We start from the raw sequence: 19,390 nt of genomic DNA on the forward strand, positions 1-19,390 counted from the left end.
ATCAGATAATGCTTGTTTAAACAATGGCTTGCGGCGTCCGTCTCAATCAGTCGGACCGACCGGCGCTCTGGTTGCGCGCATCGAGCAGAGCGCGCGCGCGGACGAGGTCGCCGGAGCCAAAGCCCTCGGTGAACCGCGCATAGGTCGCGGCGAGCATCGCTTCGGCGTCGTCGTCTCCTCCCCGGCCACGGCAGTGCCGGACGAGACTGATCGTGGAGCGCAGCTCCCAGGACAGCGAGCCGTCGGCGCGCGCCCTCGCGATCGAAAGGCGGTAGAGGTCCGCCGCTTCGGCACCGCGCGCCGGATCGCCGAACCGGATCATGTTGGCCTTGATCCGAAGGATTTCCGGGATCCCCACGACCTGGCCGTTGGCCTCGCAAAGCGCGATCGCCTCATCCACCGCGGCGAGCCCGGAGGCAAGGTCGCCCTGTCTCGCCAGCGCCTCGCCATAGTTGGTGAGGTAGTTCGGGTAGCGCATCCGGAAGCCGCCCGAGCGCACCTCCTCGAGCGCCTGCCCATAGGCGGCAAGATCGAACGGCCGTCCGGCATAAAGACGGAGCCGGCCGCAGGAACAGTCGGCCATGTTGCGCCAGATCCTCAGCCCGTGGCGGTCGGCGTGCGCCCGTCCGCGCGTGTAATGCTGCCAGGCTGCCTCGTAGTCGCGCCTGTACATGGCGATGATCTGGGAGCCGTGCAGCAGAGCGCAGCAGAGCGAGACCGCGTCGTTGGAAGCCTCCGCTTCCCGAAGCTGCGTTTCCGCCGTCGCCTGCGCCTCGTCGGGAAATCCCTGCAGCCACTGCACCGTCGCCAGGGTTCCGAGCGCCGTCAGCCGCTGATCGAGATCGAACCGTGCGCCGGGGTCCCGCGAGAGCGCACTGACCGGCCGACGCACGATGCCCTCCAGACGCCGGCGCGCGGCGCCGAGGGCGCCCATCCACGAGAGTGCGGAGCCGGCGGGCGCATCGGCGCCGCCGTCGGCGACCGAAGGGCCACGGCCGGACAGCGCCTGAATCTTCTCGGCAATCGCCATCGCCGAGCGGCTGTCGCCGGTCCACAGTTCGTACTCGGACAATCCGCTGAGGCATTCGAGCTGCAATTCAGCGTCGCCGATGTCCTCGGCGATCGCGAGCGCCTTGCCGAGTGCCTCCTTGACCTCCGCCATCGGCCCCCGGGTGTGCAGCAGCGTCGCGCCGAGGGTCATGTTCAAGATCAGATCGTCGGTCCTGTCGCGCCATTTGGCATAGCGGTCGTCGAGAGCCCGCTCGGCTGCGACACGGCATTCCTCCGGCAGCGACAGCTGCTTCCAATAGCGGATCGCCTCCACGGTCAGGCGAATGGCCAAACCCGCGTCCCCGGACGGGCCGAAGGCCCAGCGCAGGGCCTCGCGAATATCGTCGATCGTCTGGCTGCACCGGTCGGACCAGTCAATCACCGTGCCCGGTCCCGGTTCGGCCTGCTCGATGCTGCGGAGGGTGAATTCCGCGTGGCGCCGCCTGGCATTGTCCAGCTCGCCCGCTTCCGCGAGCTTGGCGATCGCGAAGTCCCGCGTCGTGTCGAGCAGTCGATAGACGACAGAGCGGTCGCGCACCTCCGCCGACAGCAGCGATTTGGCGACGAGCCGCCCGACGATCCCGACAAACGCATCGGCGCCATGCCCGGCAGTGGCGGCGACGGCGCCCGCGGCGTCGAGACGGAAGGAGGAGGCGAAGGTCGCCAGACAGCGCAGGGCACGCTTTTCGTCCTCGGCCAGCAGCGCATAGCTCCAGTCGATGGTCGCGGCCAGCGTCCGGTGGCGCTCGGCGCCGCCACGGCGCCCTTCGAGCAGCCGCAGCCGGTGCTCGACCTCGTCGTGGAGGCCGGCGACACCGAAGGCATCGATCTGGGTCGCCGCCATCTCGATGGCGAGCGCCAGGCCATCGAGCCGGCGGCAGATCCCCGCGACGCCGGCCGCATCGGCGTCGCTCAGCCGGAAGGTTTCGAGCTGGTCCGTCGCCCGCTGGACGAAGAGCTGGACGGCGGGGAAGGTCAGAGCCTCGGCCGCCGTCAGCCCGGCACTCTTGCCCGGCGCATCGAGGCCGCCGAGCCGCCGCACGCGTTCACCGGTCACCCTCAGGGGCTCGCGGCTGGTCGCCAGAAACCGGACGCCCGGCGCGCGGAGCAGGATCTGGTCGACGAGGACGGCAACGCCATCGATGAGATGCTCGCAACTGTCGAGCACCAGCAGCATCTGCCGTCCTCGCAGTTGGTCGGCCACCGCAGCCTCGGTGCTTCCGGAATCGGTCGAGAGCCCGACCACCGTCGCGATGGCGCCTGCCACGAGGCCGCCATCCTTGAGCGGGGCAAGATCGATCAGCCAGAGGCCGTCGGCATGCTGGTCGAGGATCGTCTCGGCAACCGCCAGCGCGAGCGTCGTCTTGCCGATGCCGCCGGGTCCGACGATCGTGACCAACCGCGTTTCGCCGATGTCGCGCGCAATCTGTGCCATTTCCTCCTTGCGGCCCACGAGACGGGTGCTCGCGGTCGGCAGGTTGTGGCGGCGCGGCGGATCGACCGCGGGGGTGAAAACGGCCTCTTCGGTTACGGTGACCGGCGCGACGAAGCGGTAGCCGCGCCCCACGACCGTGGCGATGTAGACCGGGGCGCCGGGGCCTTCGCCGAGGGCCCGTCGCAGCGCGTTCATGTTGACCTTGAGATTGCCTTCCTCGACGAGCGTGTCGGGCCAGACGCGGGCCATCAACTCGCGCTTGCCGACGATTTCGCCCGACCGCTCGACGAGTGTCACCAGTATGTCGAGCGCACGGCCGCCGATACGGACGGGGTGACCCGCCAGCAACAGCATCTGTCGCTCGGGCATCAGCCGGAACGGACCGAAAGCGAAGGTGCGAACGCGCTTCTGCACAGCCAATTCCGTTTGCCGGACCCGTCGCGACGGCGGTGCGCGGCATTCTGCCTCGTCCCGCGCGCCTCAGCCACGATCAATGCCGGAATTTAACCTCACTTAACTGGCCCCGCCGCCGGGCCATGCCGGATGATCACCATGGTGCCGGAGCGATCGTCGACCGGATGCAATGCCCGGGGCGGCGGACATCGCTCCGGATCGGAACGGCGGGCACGTTTTGGGTCGTCCGCGCCGTGTCGGCGTGGCCGGACGACCTTGGCGCCATCCGGGCCGCCACCTGACGGGCGACGGGGACAATCCGATGACACTTCAGACCCATGGCGACCAGAAATACAACGCCGGAAGCCTCGTCGGCCGGGCCGCCGAGTGGGAGGCCTTGCGCGTCGAACACCGACGGGTTTCGCCGGGGCGACAACAGTGCGTCAGGCCGGCCTGCACGGAGTTTCTCCACATCCTGTCGGGCCACGCCCACGTCAGACGGATTGGCAACGGGCAGCGGCAGGAAGGTCTGGCGTTGCCCGGAACGAGCTGGCTGGTTCCGGCCGGAACAGAGGAAACGCTGCTGGAGCTCGACGGTCCGGCCGAGTGCCTGATCGTCTTTCTGCCCGCGGAGGTGCTGGAGGGCAGCGCGCTCGCCGAGTTCGGACTCGACCCGGCCCGGTCGTCGCTCGCCTATGCCGCGGCCATTGCCGATCCGGCTCTCTCCCACCTCGGCGCAGGCTTTCGCAGCCTGCTCGGCCGGGCCGGCGCTCCGCCGGACAGGCTCTTTGCCGAAGGTCTGAAGGTGGCGCTCTCGGCCCATCTCGTCGGGCATTACCGCCGCGAAAGCTGGCGCCCCGCCGAACGGGACCGGACACTCGACCCGATACGGCTGCGGCGCGTGTTCGACCTGATCGAGGATCGCCTCTCCGAACCGCTGTCGCTCGAAGACCTCGCCGGCGCGGCCTGCCTCAGCCCGTTTCACTTCTCGCGCCTGTTCCAGAAGACGACCGGAAGGCCGCCGCACCGCTACCTCATGGAGCGCCGGATCGCGGCGGCGCGAACATTCCTTGCCGAGACCCGCCGCCCGCTGGCCGAAGTCGCGCTCGATGCGGGCTTCGGCAGCCAGGCGAACTTCACCAGGACATTCCGCAAGGCATCGGGTCTCACGCCCGGCGAATATCGCGCGCTGCACGCTCGCCGCATGCCCGATGCAGCGCGTGCGAAGGCAACATCTGCCGCCAACACGGCAAGCGCTCGAAAGACCGGAGACAGCCTCGCGCTTTAGGGAAGAGGCGATCGGGGCCGCCGCGTTCCTGCGGCATGCCCGTCTCGAAGCGAGGAAAGCCGATGTCCTTGAAACAGACCATTGCCGCCGCCGCCCTGTCGACGACCGGGCTCGTCTCCGCCGCTCTGGCGCAGGACCGGCCGGTCATCATCCTCGTGCATGGTGCCTGGGCCAACGGCTCGAGCTGGGAGCGGGTGGTGCCGATGCTGCAGGCCGAGGGGCTGACCGTTCATGCGGTCCACAATTCCGCCGCCTCCTTCGAGAGCGATGTGGCCGCGACGCGCCGCGTCATCGATGATCAGCCGGGGGCCGTCATCCTCGTCGGCCATTCCTATGGTGGCGCCGTCATCACCGAGGCCGGCACCAACGACAAGGTACGCGCACTCGTCTATGTCGCCGCCTTTGCCCCGGCCGCAGGCGAATCCGTCAACAGCATCGTCGGCCAGCACGGACAGCCGGTCTGGTTCGGCGAAATCCATGCCGATGCGGGCGGCTATCTGACCTGGGCCAGCGAAGGCATGGCGAAGTATTTCGCGCCGGATCTGCCGGCCGGCGAGTCCGCGCTTCTGGCCGCCGTGCAGGCACCGCTCTTTGCCGGCGCGTTCGACGGCAAGGTCAGCCGTCCGGCCTTCGCCGAGAAGCCGAGCTGGTTCCTGATCGCCGATCAGGACCAGATCATCCCGCCGCCGCTGCAGCAGTTCTTCGCCGCGCGTATGGGGGCGACGGTGAAGCACGCCGCCGCCAGCCATGCCGTCATTCTTTCGCAGCCCGGCGCCGTCGCCGAGGCGATCCTCGCGGCCGTGGGCGGGTCCACCGAATAGACGGCCGACCGATCGACCGATCCGTTCCGGGTTGCAGCCCGGCGCCCTCCCACGCCGCGCGCCCTGAGCCGGCGGCGTTCTCCCCGCCGCCGGCTCCTTTTCGCCGCCCGTTTTCGACATCCGGAGGACCAGCCGCATGTCCCTGCCGTCCGAAAGCCACCCGACCGCCTCCGCCACGACGGTCCCCGGCCGGAGCACCGCCGCGTCCCGCGCCGGGGAGACGAGGCGCCGCGCGACCCTTCCGGGCCTCCTCGCCCTTGCGCTCGGCACCTTCTGCATCGGCACGACCGAGTTTGCCAGTATGGGCATGATCCAGCTTTTCACGGCCGATCTCGGCATCGACCTGCCGACGGCGACGCACGCGATCACCGCCTATGCGATCGGCGTCGTGGTCGGCGCGCCGGCGCTGACCCTCGCGGCGGCACGATGGAACCGGCGCAGCCTTCTCCTCGCGCTGATCGCCGTCTTCGTGCTCGGCAACATCCTCTCGGCCTTTGCGGCAAGCATCGGCGGACTTGCCGTGGCACGCTTCGTCAGCGGCCTGCCGCAGGGGGCGTATTTCGGCGCCGGCGCGGTCGTTGCCTCGTATCTTCTGGGGCCGGGGCGTTCCGGCTTCGCCTTCGCCATCGTGATGACGGGGCTGACGGTCGCGACCATCGCCGGCGCGCCGATGGCGACCTGGCTCGGTCAGACGATCGGCTGGCGCCAGACCTATCTCGGCATTGCGGCCATGGGCTGTCTGTCCCTCGCCGCGCTCTGGAGCTTCGTGCCGCACTGCACGGCGCTGGGCGGGGCGTCGATCAGCCACGAACTCGCCGCCATGCGCCGGTTCCGCGTCTGGCTGATGATGGCCGTGGCGGCCCTCGGCATCGCCAGCATTTTTGCGGTCTACACCTTCATCGCGCCCTTCGTGACCGATCTCATCGCGGCGCCGCCTGAGATGATCCCGATCGCGCTGGCGCTCTTCGGCGTCGGGATGACGGCGGGCAACCTCGTCGGCGGCCGCCTCGCCGACCGGCATCCGGATCGTGGCCTGATCTTCGGATACGCCAGCGCGCTCGCGGTGCTGGTCCTGCTCGGCGTCTGGGGCGGGTCCACCTGGGTGTTCTATCCGGCCATGTTCGGCGTCGGTGCGACGACGATGGCGGCGATCCCGTCCATCCAGGTTCGCCTGACCGGCCTTGCACCGGAGAGCGCCACCTTGATGGGGGCCCTGAACCTTGCCTCCCTCAACGTTGCCAATGCACTCGGCGCCTGGGCGGGCGGGCTCACCATCGGCGCCGGTCTCGGCCTCCTGTCGACGGTCTGGGCCGGCTTTGCGCTGACGGCCTCGGGGCTCGCCCTGTTTCTGGCGATCCGGCGCGGCCTGCCACGGCCGGAATGATCGCCCTCCACCGCAAGGACCGCCCCGATGTCCAGCATCCTTTTCATTCTCACCAGTCACGGCCACCTGCTCGACGGCACGGCGACCGGTCTATGGCTCGAAGAATTCGCCGTGCCGTGGCTCGCCCTGACCGAGGCGGGCCACGCGGTCACGGTCGCCTCGGTGACGGGCGCCGAGGTGCCGCTCGACCCGCGGAGCGTGCCGACCGGCGACAAGGCCGCCGCCTGGTCCCGGCCTCTCGCCGCGCTTGCGGGCCCTCCGGCCTTCGACATGTTGCCGGAAGCGGATTTCGACGCCGTCTTCCTGCCGGGCGGGCACGGCACGATGTTCGACATGCCGTTCAATCGCCGGCTGCACGATCTTCTGTTCCGCTTCGACGAGAGCGGGCGCCTCATCGCGGCGATCTGCCATGCGCCCGCCGTCTTCGTCGGCATGCGACGGCCCGATGGCACCCCCTTCATCGCAGGCCGCAAGATCGCCGCCTTCACCGATGCCGAGGAGAGGTCGGGACACAGCGAGGCCAACGTGCCGTTCCTGCTCGAGACGCGCCTGAAGGAGCTCGGCGCCTGGCATGTCGCGGCCGGAACCTTCGCCTCCCATACGGTCGCGGACGGACGCCTTCTGACCGGCCAGAATCCGCAATCCTCCGCGCAACTGGCAGGTCTCGTCCTTGCCCGGCTCCGCTCATGAAGGACTTCGCCATGAAATTGAGTGACATCATTCCCGGCCGGATCGGTTTCGGCTCAGCGCCGCTCGGCAACATGTTCCGTGCCATCCCCGACGCCGAGGCCGAGGCGACCGTGAATGCCGCCTGGGACGCCGGCATCCGCTATTACGACACGGCGCCCTTCTATGGCGCTGGTCTCGCCGAGTTGCGCCTCGGCGAAATGCTCGCGGGCAAGCCGAGGTCGGAGTTCGTGCTCAGCAGCAAGGTCGGACGGATCGTTCTCGATGAGATCGAGGATGTCTCCGAGCGCGACTTCGGTGAAAAGGGCGAGGTCTTCCGCCATGGCCGGCCCAACCGGATCGTCAATGACTATTCGGCCGATGGGACGCTGAGATCGATCGAGGACAGCCTCGCCCGGCTCAGGACGGACCGGATCGAGATCGTCTTCGTCCACGATGTCGCCCAGGATTTTTACCTCGACGAGTGGCTGTCGGTGTTCGAGACCGCCCGCAAGGGCGCCTTCCGCACCCTTGACCGGCTGCGCGACGAGGGTGTGATCAAGGCATGGGGGCTCGGCGTCAACCGCGTCGAGCCGATCGAACTGCTGCTTGCCCTCGACGAGCCCCGCCCCGACGGCTTTCTCCTCGCCGGACGCTATACGCTTCTCGATCACGATCGCGCCCTGCAACGGGTGATGCCCGCCGTCGTCGAGGCGGGGCTGGAGATCGTATCCGGCGGCCCTTACAGCTCCGGCGCACTGGTGGGCGGCCCGAACTTCGAATATGCCCCCGTCACGCCCGCGATCCGCGAGAAGGTCGACCGTATCGGCGACCTCACGCGACGGCATGACATTTCGGTCAAGGCGGCCGGGCTGCAGTTCGTCCTTGCCCATCCCGCCGTTGCCGCAGCCATCCCTGGCGCCAGCAAACCGCAGCGAATTGAAGAGGATCGGGCGGCGTTCGAACAAGAGATCCCGGCCGGCTTCTGGAAGGACCTGCGCGCCGCGGGGCTGATCCACCCCGATGCGCCGCTGCCGTCGAACTAGATTCGAGGTCCGGGCCCTCGCCGGATTAGATCGCGTAGGGCCGAACAGCGACCGGGTCGCGATCACGTCTGTTCAGACCGGGGACATGACCGACGGGTGTTCCGGGACATCATCGACAGTTCTCGCTGGCTGGATTCGGTTCTTGAGGGAGGCCGTCCATGCCGTGGCAGGCGTTGTCGGTTGTGGAGCAGCGACGGGAATTCGTTCGTCTGCGATGCAGGAATGGCGAACCGGCGGGGGTCGTGCCGCCGGTTCGCCATTCATCCGCACACCGCCTGCAACCGCGCCGAGCCGGCGCCGCCAAACCGATACTTCCAGCGCCAAAGGCGCGACCCGTTCGCGTTGACCAGCACATGGAGGCCACCGCCGTCGACCATCTTGTCGGCCTTGGCCTCGCCCTTGGCGCTGCGGATCGACGTGTTGGGGGTATCGCCCTTGGCGGTATCGGCTCGATACCCCCAGAAATACCCCCAATCCCGCCGGATGCAAACGAACGTCCCCGGCCTTTGCTGGACGCAAAAAGTCCGGAAATTGGCGCTAAGCCATTGAATTTTGGATGGTATTGGACGACTTGGGAGGGGGAAATGGTGCCGCTTACAGGACTCGAACCTGTGACCCCATCATTACGAATGATGTGCTCTACCAACTGAGCTAAAGCGGCGATCCGATGCGGGGCGCGGGGGGCCCCTCGGATATGGGCGGCTTGATAGCCGCAATGCGCGTGGAATTCAAGCGCCGAACGTGTGGCCGGTTCTGGCGGGGCGGCGGCAGTGCCCGTCGGCGCCCCCGACCGCCGGCGGGGGCCGGCGGTCGGGGGCGGGATCAGCTGTAGGCGGGTGCGGAGCGGGCGGGGGTGAAGTCGTCGTCGGCGGCGAGGGGGCCTGGGTCGTCGGGGCGGCGCTGCGTCGGCAGGTCGGCGGAGGCGGTGAGCACCGCCGACTGCGCCGGGCGGGGCGCGGGGCGGGACGCCTGGGTGGTCGCCTGCGGGCGTGCCGCGGGCTCGGGTCGAGCCGGTCCAGGGGCTGCCATTGCGGCGGTCATCGGGGCGGGCGCCGCCAGGGCTGCGGTCGCCGGGACGGTGGCGGCTGCGGCAGTGGCGGCTGCGGCGGGGAGCGGCGCGGGGGCGCCGGGCGGCATGGCACCCGGGCGCGGCGTGTCGTCGGCCGCGACGTCGGCGGGCTTGCCGATGGCGGAACCGCCGCCGGTGCCGTTCCCCGGTCGCGGACCCTTGCCGAGGCCGCCGCCGTCGCCCGTGCCGGAGCCGGGGCCAGAGCTGGGGCCCATGCCTGAGCCGGACGGCGGGTCGGCCCGGTCGTCGGCGTCTTCGAGCGGCGGCATCGCCGCGCGCGGCGGCTCCAGCGGCAGCATGGCGCGGTCGGCGAGGTCGGCGCCGTCGAGCGAGGTGCCGTCGCCGCGGGTCGCCGGCACCTTCCATTCATAGGCGTCGAGGCGGCCGGTCACCGGCGAGACCGGCGCCCACTCGTCGGAGGCGACGCCGTCGGCGATCCAGGTGGCGTCGGGGGCGGCGGTGACGGCGCGCGACAGCCATTCGCGCATGCGGCCGCGGTCGCCGTGCTCGGCTTCCTCGAGCTCGGCGAGCATCAGGCAGACGCGGCGGGTCGGCGCGAGCCGCAGGGCGCGGGTCAGCGCGTCGCGTGCTTCGGCCCACTCGTGCGCGTCGATCGCCTGACGGGCGACGGCGACGAGGCCCTCGATGCTGTTCGGACGCAGGGCGGCGAGGGATTTGGCGCGCTTCAGGCGATCGCGCGGCGCATCGCCCGGGCGGACGTGGGCGTAGACCTCGGCGATGTCGGGGTGCGGGCTCTGCTTCCAGGCGGCTTCCAGCACCTTCGACGCCTTGCGCAGGTCGCCGAAGCGCGACAGCAGGCGGCCGGCGGCGACGGCGGCGGGCACCAGTTCCGGCGCGAGGCGATGCGCCTCCAGCGCATTGGTGCGTGCCTTTTCAGGCTCGGAATCCTCGCACTGCAGGGCGCGGGCGGTGAGCAGCACGGCGCGCTGGCGGCGCGCCTCGCGCTTGTCGACGAGGCGGCTCGAGGCGCTCTGCTCGAGGGTCGCCAGCGCGCCCTCCCAGTCTTCCTCTGCCGACTGGAACTCGATCGTCGCCTGCCCGGCCCAGGGAATGCCGGGGGCGACTTTCATGGCTTCGGCGGCGTAATGGCGGGCGGCGTCGGCCTCGCCGGCGCGGGAGGCCTCGATGTAGAGGCCGCGCAGGCCGAGCAGCGCGGTTTCCGGGTTGTCGAGCATGCGGTTGAAGGCGGCGCGGGCGCGGTCGTCGGCGCCCTCGATCTGGGCGGCCTGGGCGTCGAGCAGGTGGACGAGCGGCTCGCGGCCGCCGAGCAGCTTGCGCGCCTCGCCGGCATAGCGGTGGGCGAGGCGGGCGTCGCCGGCGCCGACGGCGATCATGCCGCGGCTCAGCGCGGCATAGCCGCGGTCGCGGCGCCGGGCGCGGAAATAGTCGCCGACGATCTTCGGCGAGCGCAGCACGCCCGAGAGAATCGCCCAGGCGAGCACCGCGGCGAGCGCGAAGAGGACGAGCGCCACCACGACCACCCGGGCGGAGGGGGCGATCTCGCCCCCCGGCCAGGCGACGGTGACGGCGAGCGGCACGCCGCCGAGCCAGTCGAGGGCGAGCACGGCGGCAAACAGTACCGCGATGGCGATCAACACCCGGATCATCGTCCCGTCTCCCTTGCCGCGCGCCGGGGTCGATGCCCCTGCCGCGGTTGTCCCTCGTTGTGCCGGCTCCGTCCGTCGTCCGGCCCGACCGGGCCGGCGCGGCGGGGTCAGTTCTTGTTCACCTGCACCGACAGCCGCTCGACGATGCGGTCGGTGAGCGCCGAAATCGCGCCGTCGGCGGCGATGCGGGCCGACAACGCCTGCTCCCACTCCGCCGAGGCGGCTTTCGCCGGCTCCGGCAGGCGGTCCCAGCTCGCCTTGGCGCCGACGAGGTCGCCGGCCGCGAGCTTGGCGCGGATATCGCCGACGATGGTGCCGAGCGACTCGCCCTCGGCCTCGTCGGTGGAGCGGAAATTGACGAGGCGGCGCGCCCCGGCGAGCAGGCGCTCGACCGGTTCGGCGTCGGGCGCGACGATCTCCGAATTCACCACCTCGGTCTCGGGGAAGCTCGCGGTGACGCCGGCGGCGGTCGGCACGCCGGTTTCGGCGAACGGCGCCAGGCCGTCGATGCCCGGCAGGTCGCTGGCGCCGGCCTGGACGGCGGCGAGGTCGGCGGTGAAGGGTTCGCCGCGGGCGACCTTGCCGGCGAGGGTGGTGACGGCGAGCGACAGGGCGGCGATCTCGCCTTCTTCCGGCGCGCGGGCGATCACCGTCTCGACGGCGGCGAGGCGCTGGTCGACCGCATCGAGCGCGCCACCGGTTTCGCCGAGCCGGCCGTCGAGGCCGGCGATCCGCTCACCGAGGCTGCCGTCGAGGCCGTCGATCCGTTCCCCGAGACCGGCGACGGTTTCGTCGGTCTTGCCGGAGAGGGCATCGAGGGCCGCCGTCTGGGCTTCGTCGGCGCTGCGCAGCTCGTCGAGCGCGGTGAGACGCTGCTCGATCGCATCGAAGCGGCCGTTGCTCGCCGTCGCGGCGTCGCGGGCTTCGGTCTGGCTCGCCTCGAACGCGGCGCGCAGCTCGTCCTGGCCGGTCTTCAGCGCCGAGACGGAGGGGCTGAGGTCGGCGACGGTGCCGTCGACGAGGCCGAGGCGGGTGCCGAAGGCTTCGGCGCGGCTTTCGAGCGTGCGCACGGCGGGGGCGAGGTCTTCCTTCGGCAGCGCCTCGACGGCGGCCTGCAGCGATTCGAGGCCGCTCGCGGCGGCGTCGGTGCGCTCGGTCAGGCCGGCGACGGTGGTGGCGGTGCTGCCGGTGCTCTCCTCGAGGCTGGCGCCAAGCGCTTCGCGCGCGGCGGTCTCGGCGGCGAGCGCCTGTTCGAGGCGCTGCAGCGGGCCGGCGACGTCGACCGCGCCGGCGGCTTCGGCGGCCTGCCGCGTCTCGGCGAGGCCGGCCTCCAGCGCGCTGAGCCGGGCCTCGGCGCCGTCGTCGGCGGAGAGGGCGCCGAGGCGGCTGTCGAGCTCGGCGAGGCGGGCCTCCAGCGCGGTGACACTGGCGGTGACGGTGTCCGGCGTGCCGAGCGACACGGCGCCGCCGCGCACCAGCGCATAGGCACCGCCGAGGGCGACGACGCCGCCGAGGCAGGCGGCGAGCACGAGGCCGGCGGGCGAGGCCCGCCGCGCGGCGGGCGCGTCGGACGCCGGCGCCGAGGCGGCCCGGGCGGGCGCATCGCCGATCGGGTTGCTGGCGGCGGCGAGGGTATCGATCGGAGTCGCCGGGGGAACGGTGTCGGCGGGCGGCGGCTCCACGGCGGAGGCATCGGTTGACGGCGCCGCCGCCGGGTCATCGACCGGTGCGGCGGCCTCGGGCGGCGCCGGCTCGGCGGAAACGGTGTCGCCGAGCGGGGGCTCGCCGGCCGATGGGCCGGGCGTCGCCGTGTCGGTGGGTCCCGTCGCGGTGGGGTCCACGGCGGGCCCGGTGCCGGGATCGAGGTCGGCGGAGGGGGCATCGTCCGGGCGGCCGGGCGGCGCGTCGCCGTCGGTCGCGACGGGCGCGGCCTCGCCGGTGCCGGGCTCGCGCGGCAGGCCGGAACCCTCGGCGACATCCGGCTCGACCGGCCGGGCGTCGTCGGCGGCGGGGTGTCCGGGATGGGCGGGGGTTTCGGGATCGGCGGGGGCAAAGACGTTCGGCGGCACCTCGTCGGGGGAGGCCTCGGCCGAGGAGGGTCCGGTGGACGGTGTGGCTCCGTAAGCGGCCTTTTCCGCGTCGGCGGCCGCCTGCGCGCGCGCGACTTCGGTCGCGGTGAGATCGATGGTCGTGGACCGCTTCGGGGTCCGGCCGCCGCCGGTCCGGTCGGACGACTTGCGGTCCTTATCGCTCACCATGCCTGCGCTCCCGTCGCTTCGGCCGGAGATCCGGCCCTTGTTCCTTGGCGGCGATGACGCCGCCGGTCGGCCACGCAGCCGGCATCGGCCCGCCGCGGCCGGCTGGATGCTTCCGCCGTCAACCCGCTGCCCCGCCGGATGTTCCCGGCCCGGCGTCGGGCTCCGTCCAGGCCCCATTGTTCGGCACTGCGGCGCCGAGCGCAACCACGAGCCGATCGAGACTTTCGCCGTCCGGCGTCGCGGCGGTCAGGATCCGGCCGGCCCCGGCGAGCGGCGCGGCCGCCGCCGCCGAGATCGCCGCGACGGTGAGCCCGGCGAGGCGATCGGCGAGGCCGGCACGGACGAGCCCCGCGGCAAAGGCGCGCGCGGTCCGTGCCGAGGCGACCACGACGACGTCGACGGCCCCGGCGGCCAGCGCGGCCACCACCGGCGCCGGCAGCGTCTCCGCCATCTCGGCAGCGTAGGTCTCGACCGTCGTCACCGCCAGCCCCGCCCGTGTGAGATCGCCGGCAAGGTCGCCGGTCCGGTCGCGTCCGGCAAGATAAAGCAGGGACGAGGCTGCGGCACCATCCGCGTCCGTGCGGATGCGGCGCCGGGCGAGGGCGGCGAGCGCCGCCACGTCGCCGTCGGCGCTCTCGACGACGACGCAGCCGGCGGCGCGGGCCGCGGCGGCGGTCGATGCACCGACGCAGAGCACCGGGAGGGCGGCGAGCGCCGGCGGCAGCCCGGCGGCGAAGGCGGCGGCGCTGGTCGCGAGCAGCGCCGCGGGCGGGCGGTCCACGAGGCCCTGCGGCAGGCGCGCCGGCCAGTCGACCATCGGCACGATGGCGAGCATCGGCGCGGCCAGCACGTCGAACCCCGCCGCCCGCCAGCGCGCGGCATCCCGGCTGGCCTTGTCCGCGGGGCGGAGGGTGAGGATCAGCATGGCGGCGGACGATCCCCGTTTCGGGCCCCGTTTCGTGCCCCGGTTCGTGACTGGCGGCTCACAGCCCGCTGAAAAAGTCCGGTCCGCCGCGCGCCTTCAGCCGGGCGCCGAGCTCCGCGCCGATCTCGGCCGCATCGCCGGTGAGCCCTTCGATGCGGTCGGCGTGCGCGGTGGCGCCGTCCGGCGTCAGGATCAGCCCGGCGAGCGTGAGGCGCCCGGCGGCGATCGTGGCGTGGCCGGCGATCGGCGTGCGGCAGGAGCCGTCGAGAGCGGCGAGGAACGCGCGTTCGGCGGCCAGCGCCACGGCGGTATCCGGGTCGACGACCGGGGCGAGCAACGCGGCGACGCCGGTGTCGCCGGCGCGGGTCTCGATGCCGATCGCGCCCTGGCCGACGGCGGGCGGAAACTCGTCGAGGCCGAGGATCTCGGTCGCGACATCGGCCATGCCGAGCCGCTTCAGCCCGGCGAGCGCCAGCAGGGTGGCGTCGACGACGCCCTCGTCCAGCTTGCGCAGCCGGCTCTGCACGTTGCCGCGGTAGGTGACGACCTCGAGGTCGGGCCGGAGGCGCCGCACCAGCGCCTGGCGGCGCAGCGAGGCGGTGCCGACGATGGCGCCGGCGGGAAGATCGGCGAGGCGCGCGGCGCGCGGCGAGATGAAGACGTCGCGCACGTCCTCGCGGGGCAGGAAATGCTCGAGGACGAGGCCGTCCGGCAGCGTCGTCGGCATGTCCTTCGCGGAATGCACGGCGAGGTCGATCGTGCCATCGAGCAGCGCCTCCTCGATCTCCTTGGTGAAGAGCCCCTTGCCCCCCACTTCAGAGAGCGGGCGGTCGAGGATGATGTCGCCGGAGGTGCGGATGACGACGACCTCGATCGCCGCGGGATCGAGGCCGTTCGCGGCGGCGATGCGGTCGCGCACCTCGTGCGCCTGGGCGAGGGCGAGCGGGCTGCCGCGGGTGCCGATCGCGAAGCCGCCGCGCGTGGGATTCGTTTGCAAGGCGCGGTTCCGGGTGTTAGGGGCCAAGCGACCTCCGGACCCGCATCGAAGCGGCGCCGGAGGGGTCCGGGGCTGGCCCGGAGCGGTGATGGAGGCGTAGCGGCCGGGCGGCGGCTTCGTCAACCGTGCTGCGCGGGGAGAGCCCGCTGCGAGACGACCGGCGGCCCGCCGCGCCGGCCGGACGGGCGAGATGCGAAGGAACTTTCGACGGTGATCGTGCTCGGCATCGAGACGTCCTGCGACGAGACCGCCGCCGCCGTCGTGGCGCGCGGCGCGGACGGGCGCGGCACGATCCTCTCCAACGTCGTGCTGTCGCAGGACGGCCACGCCGTCTATGGCGGCGTGGTGCCGGAGATCGCCGCGCGCGGCCATGTCGAGGCGCTCGACGACGTGATCGGCGAGGCCCTGGCCGAGGCCGGGGTCCGCCTCGCCGATCTCGACGGCATCGCCGCGACCGCCGGTCCCGGCCTGATCGGCGGCGTGCTGGTCGGGCTCACCACGGCGAAGGCGCTGGCGCTGGCGGCCGCCAAGCCGCTCGTCGCGGTCAACCATCTCGAGGCGCACGCGCTGACGGCGCGCCTCACCGACGGCATCGACTTTCCCTATCTGCTGCTGCTGGTTTCCGGCGGGCATACCCAGATCGTGCGCGTCGACGGGCTCGGCGACTATGTGCGGATCGGCACCACCATCGACGACGCGCTCGGCGAGGCCTTCGACAAGACGGCGAAGTTGCTCGGGCTCGGCTATCCCGGCGGGCCGGCGCTGGAGCGGATGGCGGCCGGCGGCGATCCGCGCCGCATCGCGCTGCCGCGGCCGCTCACCGGCCGGGCCGAGCCGGATTTTTCCTTCTCCGGCCTGAAGACCGCCGTGCGGCTGGAAGCGGAGCGGCTGGCGCCGCTCGACGACGGCGCCGTCGCCGATCTCGCCGCCGGCTTCCAGGCGGCGGTGTGCGACGTGGTCGCCGACCGGGTCGGCCGGGCGCTGGCGCTGTTTGCCGCCGCAAGGCCGGGCGTGCCGCCGGTGCTGGTGGTCGCGGGCGGCGTCGCGGCGAACAAGGCGATCGCCGCGCGGCTGCGCGAGGCCTGCACGGCCCGCGGTGCCCGGCTGGTGGTGCCGCCGGGCGTGCTCTGCACCGACAACGGCGCCATGGTCGCCTGGGCGGGAGCCGAGCATCTCGCCGCCGGCCACCGCGACGGCTTCGATTTTGCAGCGCGGGCGCGCTGGCCGCTCGACGGCCGCGCCGCGCCGATGGTCGGCCACGGCCGCCTCGGCACCAAGGTCTAGTGGTGGCGGCGCGCGCGCCAGTCCGGAGGATGCCCGCATGATGGGTCCGTTGCGTGTCGCCGTGTTCGGGGCCGGGGCCTGGGGCACGGCGCTCGCCCTCGTCGCGGCGCGGGCGGGGCACGACGTCGATCTCATCGGCCGCAGTCTCGACCGCGCCCGCGAGGCCGACCGCAGCCGCCGCAGCCCGGCGCTGCCGGAGGCGGAGCTGCCGGCCGGCGTGCGCACCGGCGCCGATCCCGCCCTCGTCGCCGATGCCGACCTCGTGCTCGTCTGCGTGCCGGCGCAGGCGACGCGCACGGCCCTGCCGGGGCTCGCACCGTTCCTCGCCCGCGGCGTGCCGCTGGTCGCCTGCGCCAAGGGCATCGACCGGCAGACCGGGCAACTGGTCGGCGAGGTGATCGGCGGCCTGGTGCCGAATTCGCCGGTCGCCGTGCTGTCCGGTCCGGGCTTTGCCGTCGACGTCGCGCGCGGCCTGCCGACGGCGGTCACGGTCGCCGCCGAGGACGAGGTGCTGGCGGGCTGGGTGGCGACGGCGCTCGCCGGGCCGGGCTTCCGGCCCTATGCCTCGACCGACCCGGTCGGGGTGCAACTCGGCGGCGCGCTGAAGAACGTGCTCGCCATCGCGTCGGGCATCGTCGCGGGACGCCGGCTCGGCGCGAGCGCGGAAGCCGCCGTCGTCACGCGCGGCTTCGTCGAGCTCCGCCGCCTCGCCGCCGCCTGGGGCGCGCGGCCGGAAACCGCGATGGGGCTGTCCGGCCTCGGCGACCTGATCCTCACCTGCCGCAGCCTGCAATCACGCAATTTTTCGCTCGGCCATGCGATCGGCGCCGGCGAGGCCCTCGGCGACGGCAAGCTCGCCGAGGGTGCCGCAACGGCGGCGATCGCGGTCGAGCGCGCCGGCGCCTTCGGCATCGAGGTGCCGATCATGGCCGCGGTCGCGGCGATCCTCGCCGGCGAGATCGACGTCGACGACGCCATCGACCGGCTGCTGGCCCGGCCGCTGAAGCGGGAGGACGGGTGAGGGGGAGACTCGGCGGAAAGAGGACGGCTGAGGTTCAAGGCCGGGCCCGCGGTGCGTGGTGCGGGTTGCGTGGTCGGGGAGCGCGGTGTGGATGCCGCCAGGATCCGGACTTTTCAGTTCGGAGCGGTTCCCATCCAATACCCCCTCCACCCGTCATTGCCGGGCTCGACCCGGCAACCCAATAGCTTCGCCGCCCTCCATGCCTATCGATCGGAAATCGCAGCGGTTTTCTGCTGCCCTGCGAATCGCCGCGAGGCCATTGGGTCGCCGGGTCGAGCCCGGCGATGACGGAATGGAGGGGTTGGGGATGGGGGCAAGGTGGCGGGGCCGAGTTTCCGGCAAGGCCACCCGGCCCGCCGCCACCCGGCGCTGATGCCACTCCGGGGCGAGCCCGCAGCTCCTCTCCCCTGTGGCCCCGCACCCCGCATTGCCGCCCGCTTCCTTCCGCCCCCTTTACCTCGCTCGCTCCCGCCTCTAGAGCTTGTCGCCGCCCCGTTTTCCCGGAGATCCGTGATGCTCTTTGCCGTCAGCTGCCTCGACAAGCCCGGTCATGCCGAGGTGCGTACCGACAACCGCCCGGCCCACGTCGCCTGGCTGAAGGCGAACGGCGCGGCGATCAAGGCGGCGGGGCCGTATCTCTCCGACGACGGCGCGGTGATGAACGGCTCGCTGCTGATCGTCGAGGCCGAGGACCGCGCGGCGCTCGACGCGCTGCTGGCGCAGGATCCCTATCTCCACGCCGACCTCTTCGACAGCGTCACGGTGCGGCCGTGGAAGTGGGTGATCGGCGCCCCGGCCTGATCGGTCCGGCCCGATTTCCCGCCCGATTCCCGGCCACCCCGTCCCGTCCGACGTTCGTCCGCACCGGAGCCCGTTCATGGCCAAGTGGCTGTTCAAGTCCGAGCCGTTCAAGTGGTCGTGGGCGATGCAGAAGGCGAAGGGCGCCGAGGGGCAGGCGTGGGACGGCGTGCGCAACTACCAGGCCCGCAACAACATGCGGGCGATGCAACTCGGCGACGAGGGCTTCTTCTACCATTCCAACGAGGGGCTGGAGATCGTCGGCATCGTCGAGGTCTGCGCCCTCGTCCACCCGGACCCGACCACGGAGGATCCGCGCTGGGAGTGCGTCGACATCCGCGCCGTGCGCGACGTGCCGAACCCGGTGACGCTCGCCGCGATCAAGGCCGAGCCGCGGCTCGCCAAGATGAGCCTCGTCACCTCGATGCGCCTCTCGGTGCAGCCGGTGACCGACGCGGAATGGGACATCGTCTGCCAGATGGGTGGCCTCTAGGTGGGCGCGCCGCCCGCCGATCCTGCTGCCGACCTTGCCGCCGCGCCTCTCCTCGACCGACCCGCCTTCATCCGCGCCAACACCGCGCTGATCGCCCCGCCGCACGTGCCCGAACTCCGGCTCCATCTCGCCGTCGAGGCGATGGACCTCTGGGAGCGCACCGAGGAGGAGCTGGGCGAGATGGGCCTGCCGCCGCCGTTCTGGGCGTTCGCCTGGGCGGGCGGACAGGCGCTGGCGCGGCATATCCTCGATGCGCCGGAGCTCGTCGCCGGGCGCCGGGTGCTGGATTTCGCCGCCGGCTCGGGGGTGGTGGCGATCGCCGCCAAACGCGCCGGGGCGGCCTCGGTCACGGCGAGCGAGATCGACGCCTTTGCCCTCGCCGCGATCACCCTCAACGCCGCGGAAAACGGCGTCACCATCGAGCTCGAGACGCGCGACGTGCTCGACCCGGCGCTGGCGGCGGAGTTCGCCGGCTTCGACGTGGTGCTCGCCGGCGACGTCTTCTACGAGAAGCCGATGGCCGACCGGGTGTTGCCGTTCCTGAAAGCCTGCGAGGCGCGCGGCGCCCTCGTCCTCTTCGGCGATCCCGGCCGCAGCTACCTGCCGAAGACGGGCATCGAGAAGCTCGCCACCTACGATGTCGCGGTGTCCCGGGCGCTGGAGGATTCGGAAGTGAAGCGCACCAGCGTGTGGCGGTTCAGCGTTCCGCACCCCGGCTGAGCCGGTTCCGGTCGGTCCGATCCCGGCGTCCGGCGACCCGACTTGCTCTCGATCAAGGCACCTCCCGTTTGCGCAGCCTAGAGTGGCCGGACAGTCCGGCCGGCGGCACCGCCG

At 72.2% G+C, this 19,390-nt stretch carries 16 protein-coding genes and 1 tRNA gene; 10 read left to right on the forward strand and 7 right to left on the reverse strand.

Annotation, left to right across the window (positions count from 1 at the left end; translation table 11 throughout):
- Positions 1-46: 46 nt before the first annotated feature.
- Positions 47-2,899, reverse strand: coding sequence for an ATP-binding protein (locus tag I5731_RS08735; RefSeq protein ID WP_328838452.1), 2,853 nt, complete (start codon positions 2,897-2,899; stop codon positions 47-49).
- Positions 2,900-3,200: 301 nt separating this feature from the next.
- Between I5731_RS08735 and I5731_RS08740 the strand changes: the two genes are divergently transcribed.
- From I5731_RS08740 to I5731_RS08760, 5 genes are all read left to right on the forward strand, one after another.
- On the forward strand, positions 3,201-4,166 hold the full coding sequence (locus tag I5731_RS08740) for a helix-turn-helix domain-containing protein (protein ID WP_197310967.1): 966 nt from the start codon (positions 3,201-3,203) through the stop codon (positions 4,164-4,166).
- Positions 4,167-4,228: 62 nt separating this feature from the next.
- Positions 4,229-4,987: an alpha/beta fold hydrolase gene (locus tag I5731_RS08745; protein WP_197310968.1), complete on the forward strand. Its 759-nt coding sequence runs from the start codon at positions 4,229-4,231 to the stop codon at positions 4,985-4,987.
- Positions 4,988-5,123: 136 nt separating this feature from the next.
- On the forward strand, positions 5,124-6,371 hold the full coding sequence (locus I5731_RS08750; RefSeq protein WP_197310969.1) for an MFS transporter: 1,248 nt from the start codon (positions 5,124-5,126) through the stop codon (positions 6,369-6,371).
- 111 nt (positions 6,372-6,482) lie between these two features.
- A complete protein-coding gene (locus I5731_RS08755) occupies positions 6,483-7,061 on the forward strand; it encodes a type 1 glutamine amidotransferase domain-containing protein (RefSeq protein ID WP_197310970.1) in 579 nt (192 codons plus the stop codon).
- 11 nt (positions 7,062-7,072) lie between these two features.
- On the forward strand, positions 7,073-8,083 hold the full coding sequence (locus I5731_RS08760) for an aldo/keto reductase (RefSeq protein ID WP_197311181.1): 1,011 nt from the start codon (positions 7,073-7,075) through the stop codon (positions 8,081-8,083).
- Positions 8,084-8,343: 260 nt separating this feature from the next.
- Here the strand turns inward: I5731_RS08760 and I5731_RS20010 are convergent, their stop codons facing one another.
- From I5731_RS20010 to hemC, 6 genes are all read right to left on the reverse strand, one after another.
- The gene (locus tag I5731_RS20010) at positions 8,344-8,646 is read right to left on the reverse strand and encodes an Arm DNA-binding domain-containing protein (protein WP_328838537.1); all 303 of its coding nucleotides are present in this window, start codon (positions 8,644-8,646) and stop codon (positions 8,344-8,346) included.
- Positions 8,647-8,668: 22 nt separating this feature from the next.
- A tRNA-Thr gene (locus tag I5731_RS08765) sits at positions 8,669-8,744 on the reverse strand.
- A gap of 161 nt (positions 8,745-8,905) precedes the next feature.
- Entirely contained in the window at positions 8,906-10,780 is a 1,875-nt protein-coding gene (locus I5731_RS19940) for a heme biosynthesis protein HemY (RefSeq protein WP_197310971.1), read from the reverse strand.
- A gap of 107 nt (positions 10,781-10,887) precedes the next feature.
- Positions 10,888-13,038 (reverse strand): hypothetical protein, encoded by a 2,151-nt coding sequence (locus I5731_RS08775; RefSeq protein ID WP_197310972.1) that lies wholly within the window; start codon positions 13,036-13,038, stop codon positions 10,888-10,890.
- Positions 13,039-13,156: 118 nt separating this feature from the next.
- Positions 13,157-13,963: a uroporphyrinogen-III synthase gene (locus I5731_RS08780; RefSeq protein ID WP_197310973.1), complete on the reverse strand. Its 807-nt coding sequence runs from the start codon at positions 13,961-13,963 to the stop codon at positions 13,157-13,159.
- 58 nt (positions 13,964-14,021) lie between these two features.
- Positions 14,022-14,960, reverse strand: coding sequence for a hydroxymethylbilane synthase (gene hemC, locus I5731_RS08785; RefSeq protein WP_197310974.1), 939 nt, complete (start codon positions 14,958-14,960; stop codon positions 14,022-14,024).
- 210 nt (positions 14,961-15,170) lie between these two features.
- On the opposite strand from hemC, the gene tsaD reads away from it, so the two are divergent.
- From tsaD to I5731_RS08810, 5 genes are all read left to right on the forward strand, one after another.
- On the forward strand, positions 15,171-16,244 hold the full coding sequence (gene tsaD / locus I5731_RS08790; protein ID WP_197310975.1) for a tRNA (adenosine(37)-N6)-threonylcarbamoyltransferase complex transferase subunit TsaD: 1,074 nt from the start codon (positions 15,171-15,173) through the stop codon (positions 16,242-16,244).
- 37 nt (positions 16,245-16,281) lie between these two features.
- Positions 16,282-17,265 (forward strand): NAD(P)H-dependent glycerol-3-phosphate dehydrogenase, encoded by a 984-nt coding sequence (locus I5731_RS08795; protein WP_197310976.1) that lies wholly within the window; start codon positions 16,282-16,284, stop codon positions 17,263-17,265.
- A gap of 513 nt (positions 17,266-17,778) precedes the next feature.
- The gene (locus I5731_RS08800) at positions 17,779-18,066 is read left to right on the forward strand and encodes a YciI family protein (protein ID WP_197310977.1); all 288 of its coding nucleotides are present in this window, start codon (positions 17,779-17,781) and stop codon (positions 18,064-18,066) included.
- Between the two features lie 76 nt (positions 18,067-18,142).
- Positions 18,143-18,556, forward strand: a complete 414-nt coding sequence (locus tag I5731_RS08805; protein WP_197310978.1) for an EVE domain-containing protein — start codon at positions 18,143-18,145, stop codon at positions 18,554-18,556.
- Entirely contained in the window at positions 18,557-19,276 is a 720-nt protein-coding gene (locus I5731_RS08810; RefSeq protein WP_407941833.1) for a class I SAM-dependent methyltransferase, read from the forward strand.
- Positions 19,277-19,390 lie beyond the last annotated feature (114 nt).

Origin of the sequence: Methylobrevis albus, assembly GCF_015904235.1 — a bacterium.
Lineage (GTDB): Bacteria > Pseudomonadota > Alphaproteobacteria > Rhizobiales > Pleomorphomonadaceae > Methylobrevis_A > Methylobrevis_A albus.

What these genes read in the sequence shown, in the direction of transcription:
- I5731_RS08805 (WP_197310978.1), top strand. Translation starts at nt 18,143, where the DNA reads ATGGCCAAGTGGCTGTTCAAGTCCGAGCCGTTCAAGTGGTCGTGGGCG.
- I5731_RS08775 (WP_197310972.1), bottom strand. Translation starts at nt 13,038, where the DNA reads ATGGTGAGCGATAAGGACCGCAAGTCGTCCGACCGGACCGGCGGCGGC.
- I5731_RS08795 (WP_197310976.1), top strand. Translation starts at nt 16,282, where the DNA reads ATGATGGGTCCGTTGCGTGTCGCCGTGTTCGGGGCCGGGGCCTGGGGC.
- I5731_RS08800 (WP_197310977.1), top strand. Translation starts at nt 17,779, where the DNA reads ATGCTCTTTGCCGTCAGCTGCCTCGACAAGCCCGGTCATGCCGAGGTG.
- I5731_RS08780 (WP_197310973.1), bottom strand. Translation starts at nt 13,963, where the DNA reads ATGCTGATCCTCACCCTCCGCCCCGCGGACAAGGCCAGCCGGGATGCC.
- I5731_RS08750 (WP_197310969.1), top strand. Translation starts at nt 5,124, where the DNA reads ATGTCCCTGCCGTCCGAAAGCCACCCGACCGCCTCCGCCACGACGGTC.
- I5731_RS08740 (WP_197310967.1), top strand. Translation starts at nt 3,201, where the DNA reads ATGACACTTCAGACCCATGGCGACCAGAAATACAACGCCGGAAGCCTC.
- I5731_RS08745 (WP_197310968.1), top strand. Translation starts at nt 4,229, where the DNA reads ATGTCCTTGAAACAGACCATTGCCGCCGCCGCCCTGTCGACGACCGGG.
- I5731_RS19940 (WP_197310971.1), bottom strand. Translation starts at nt 10,780, where the DNA reads ATGATCCGGGTGTTGATCGCCATCGCGGTACTGTTTGCCGCCGTGCTC.
- I5731_RS08760 (WP_197311181.1), top strand. Translation starts at nt 7,073, where the DNA reads ATGAAATTGAGTGACATCATTCCCGGCCGGATCGGTTTCGGCTCAGCG.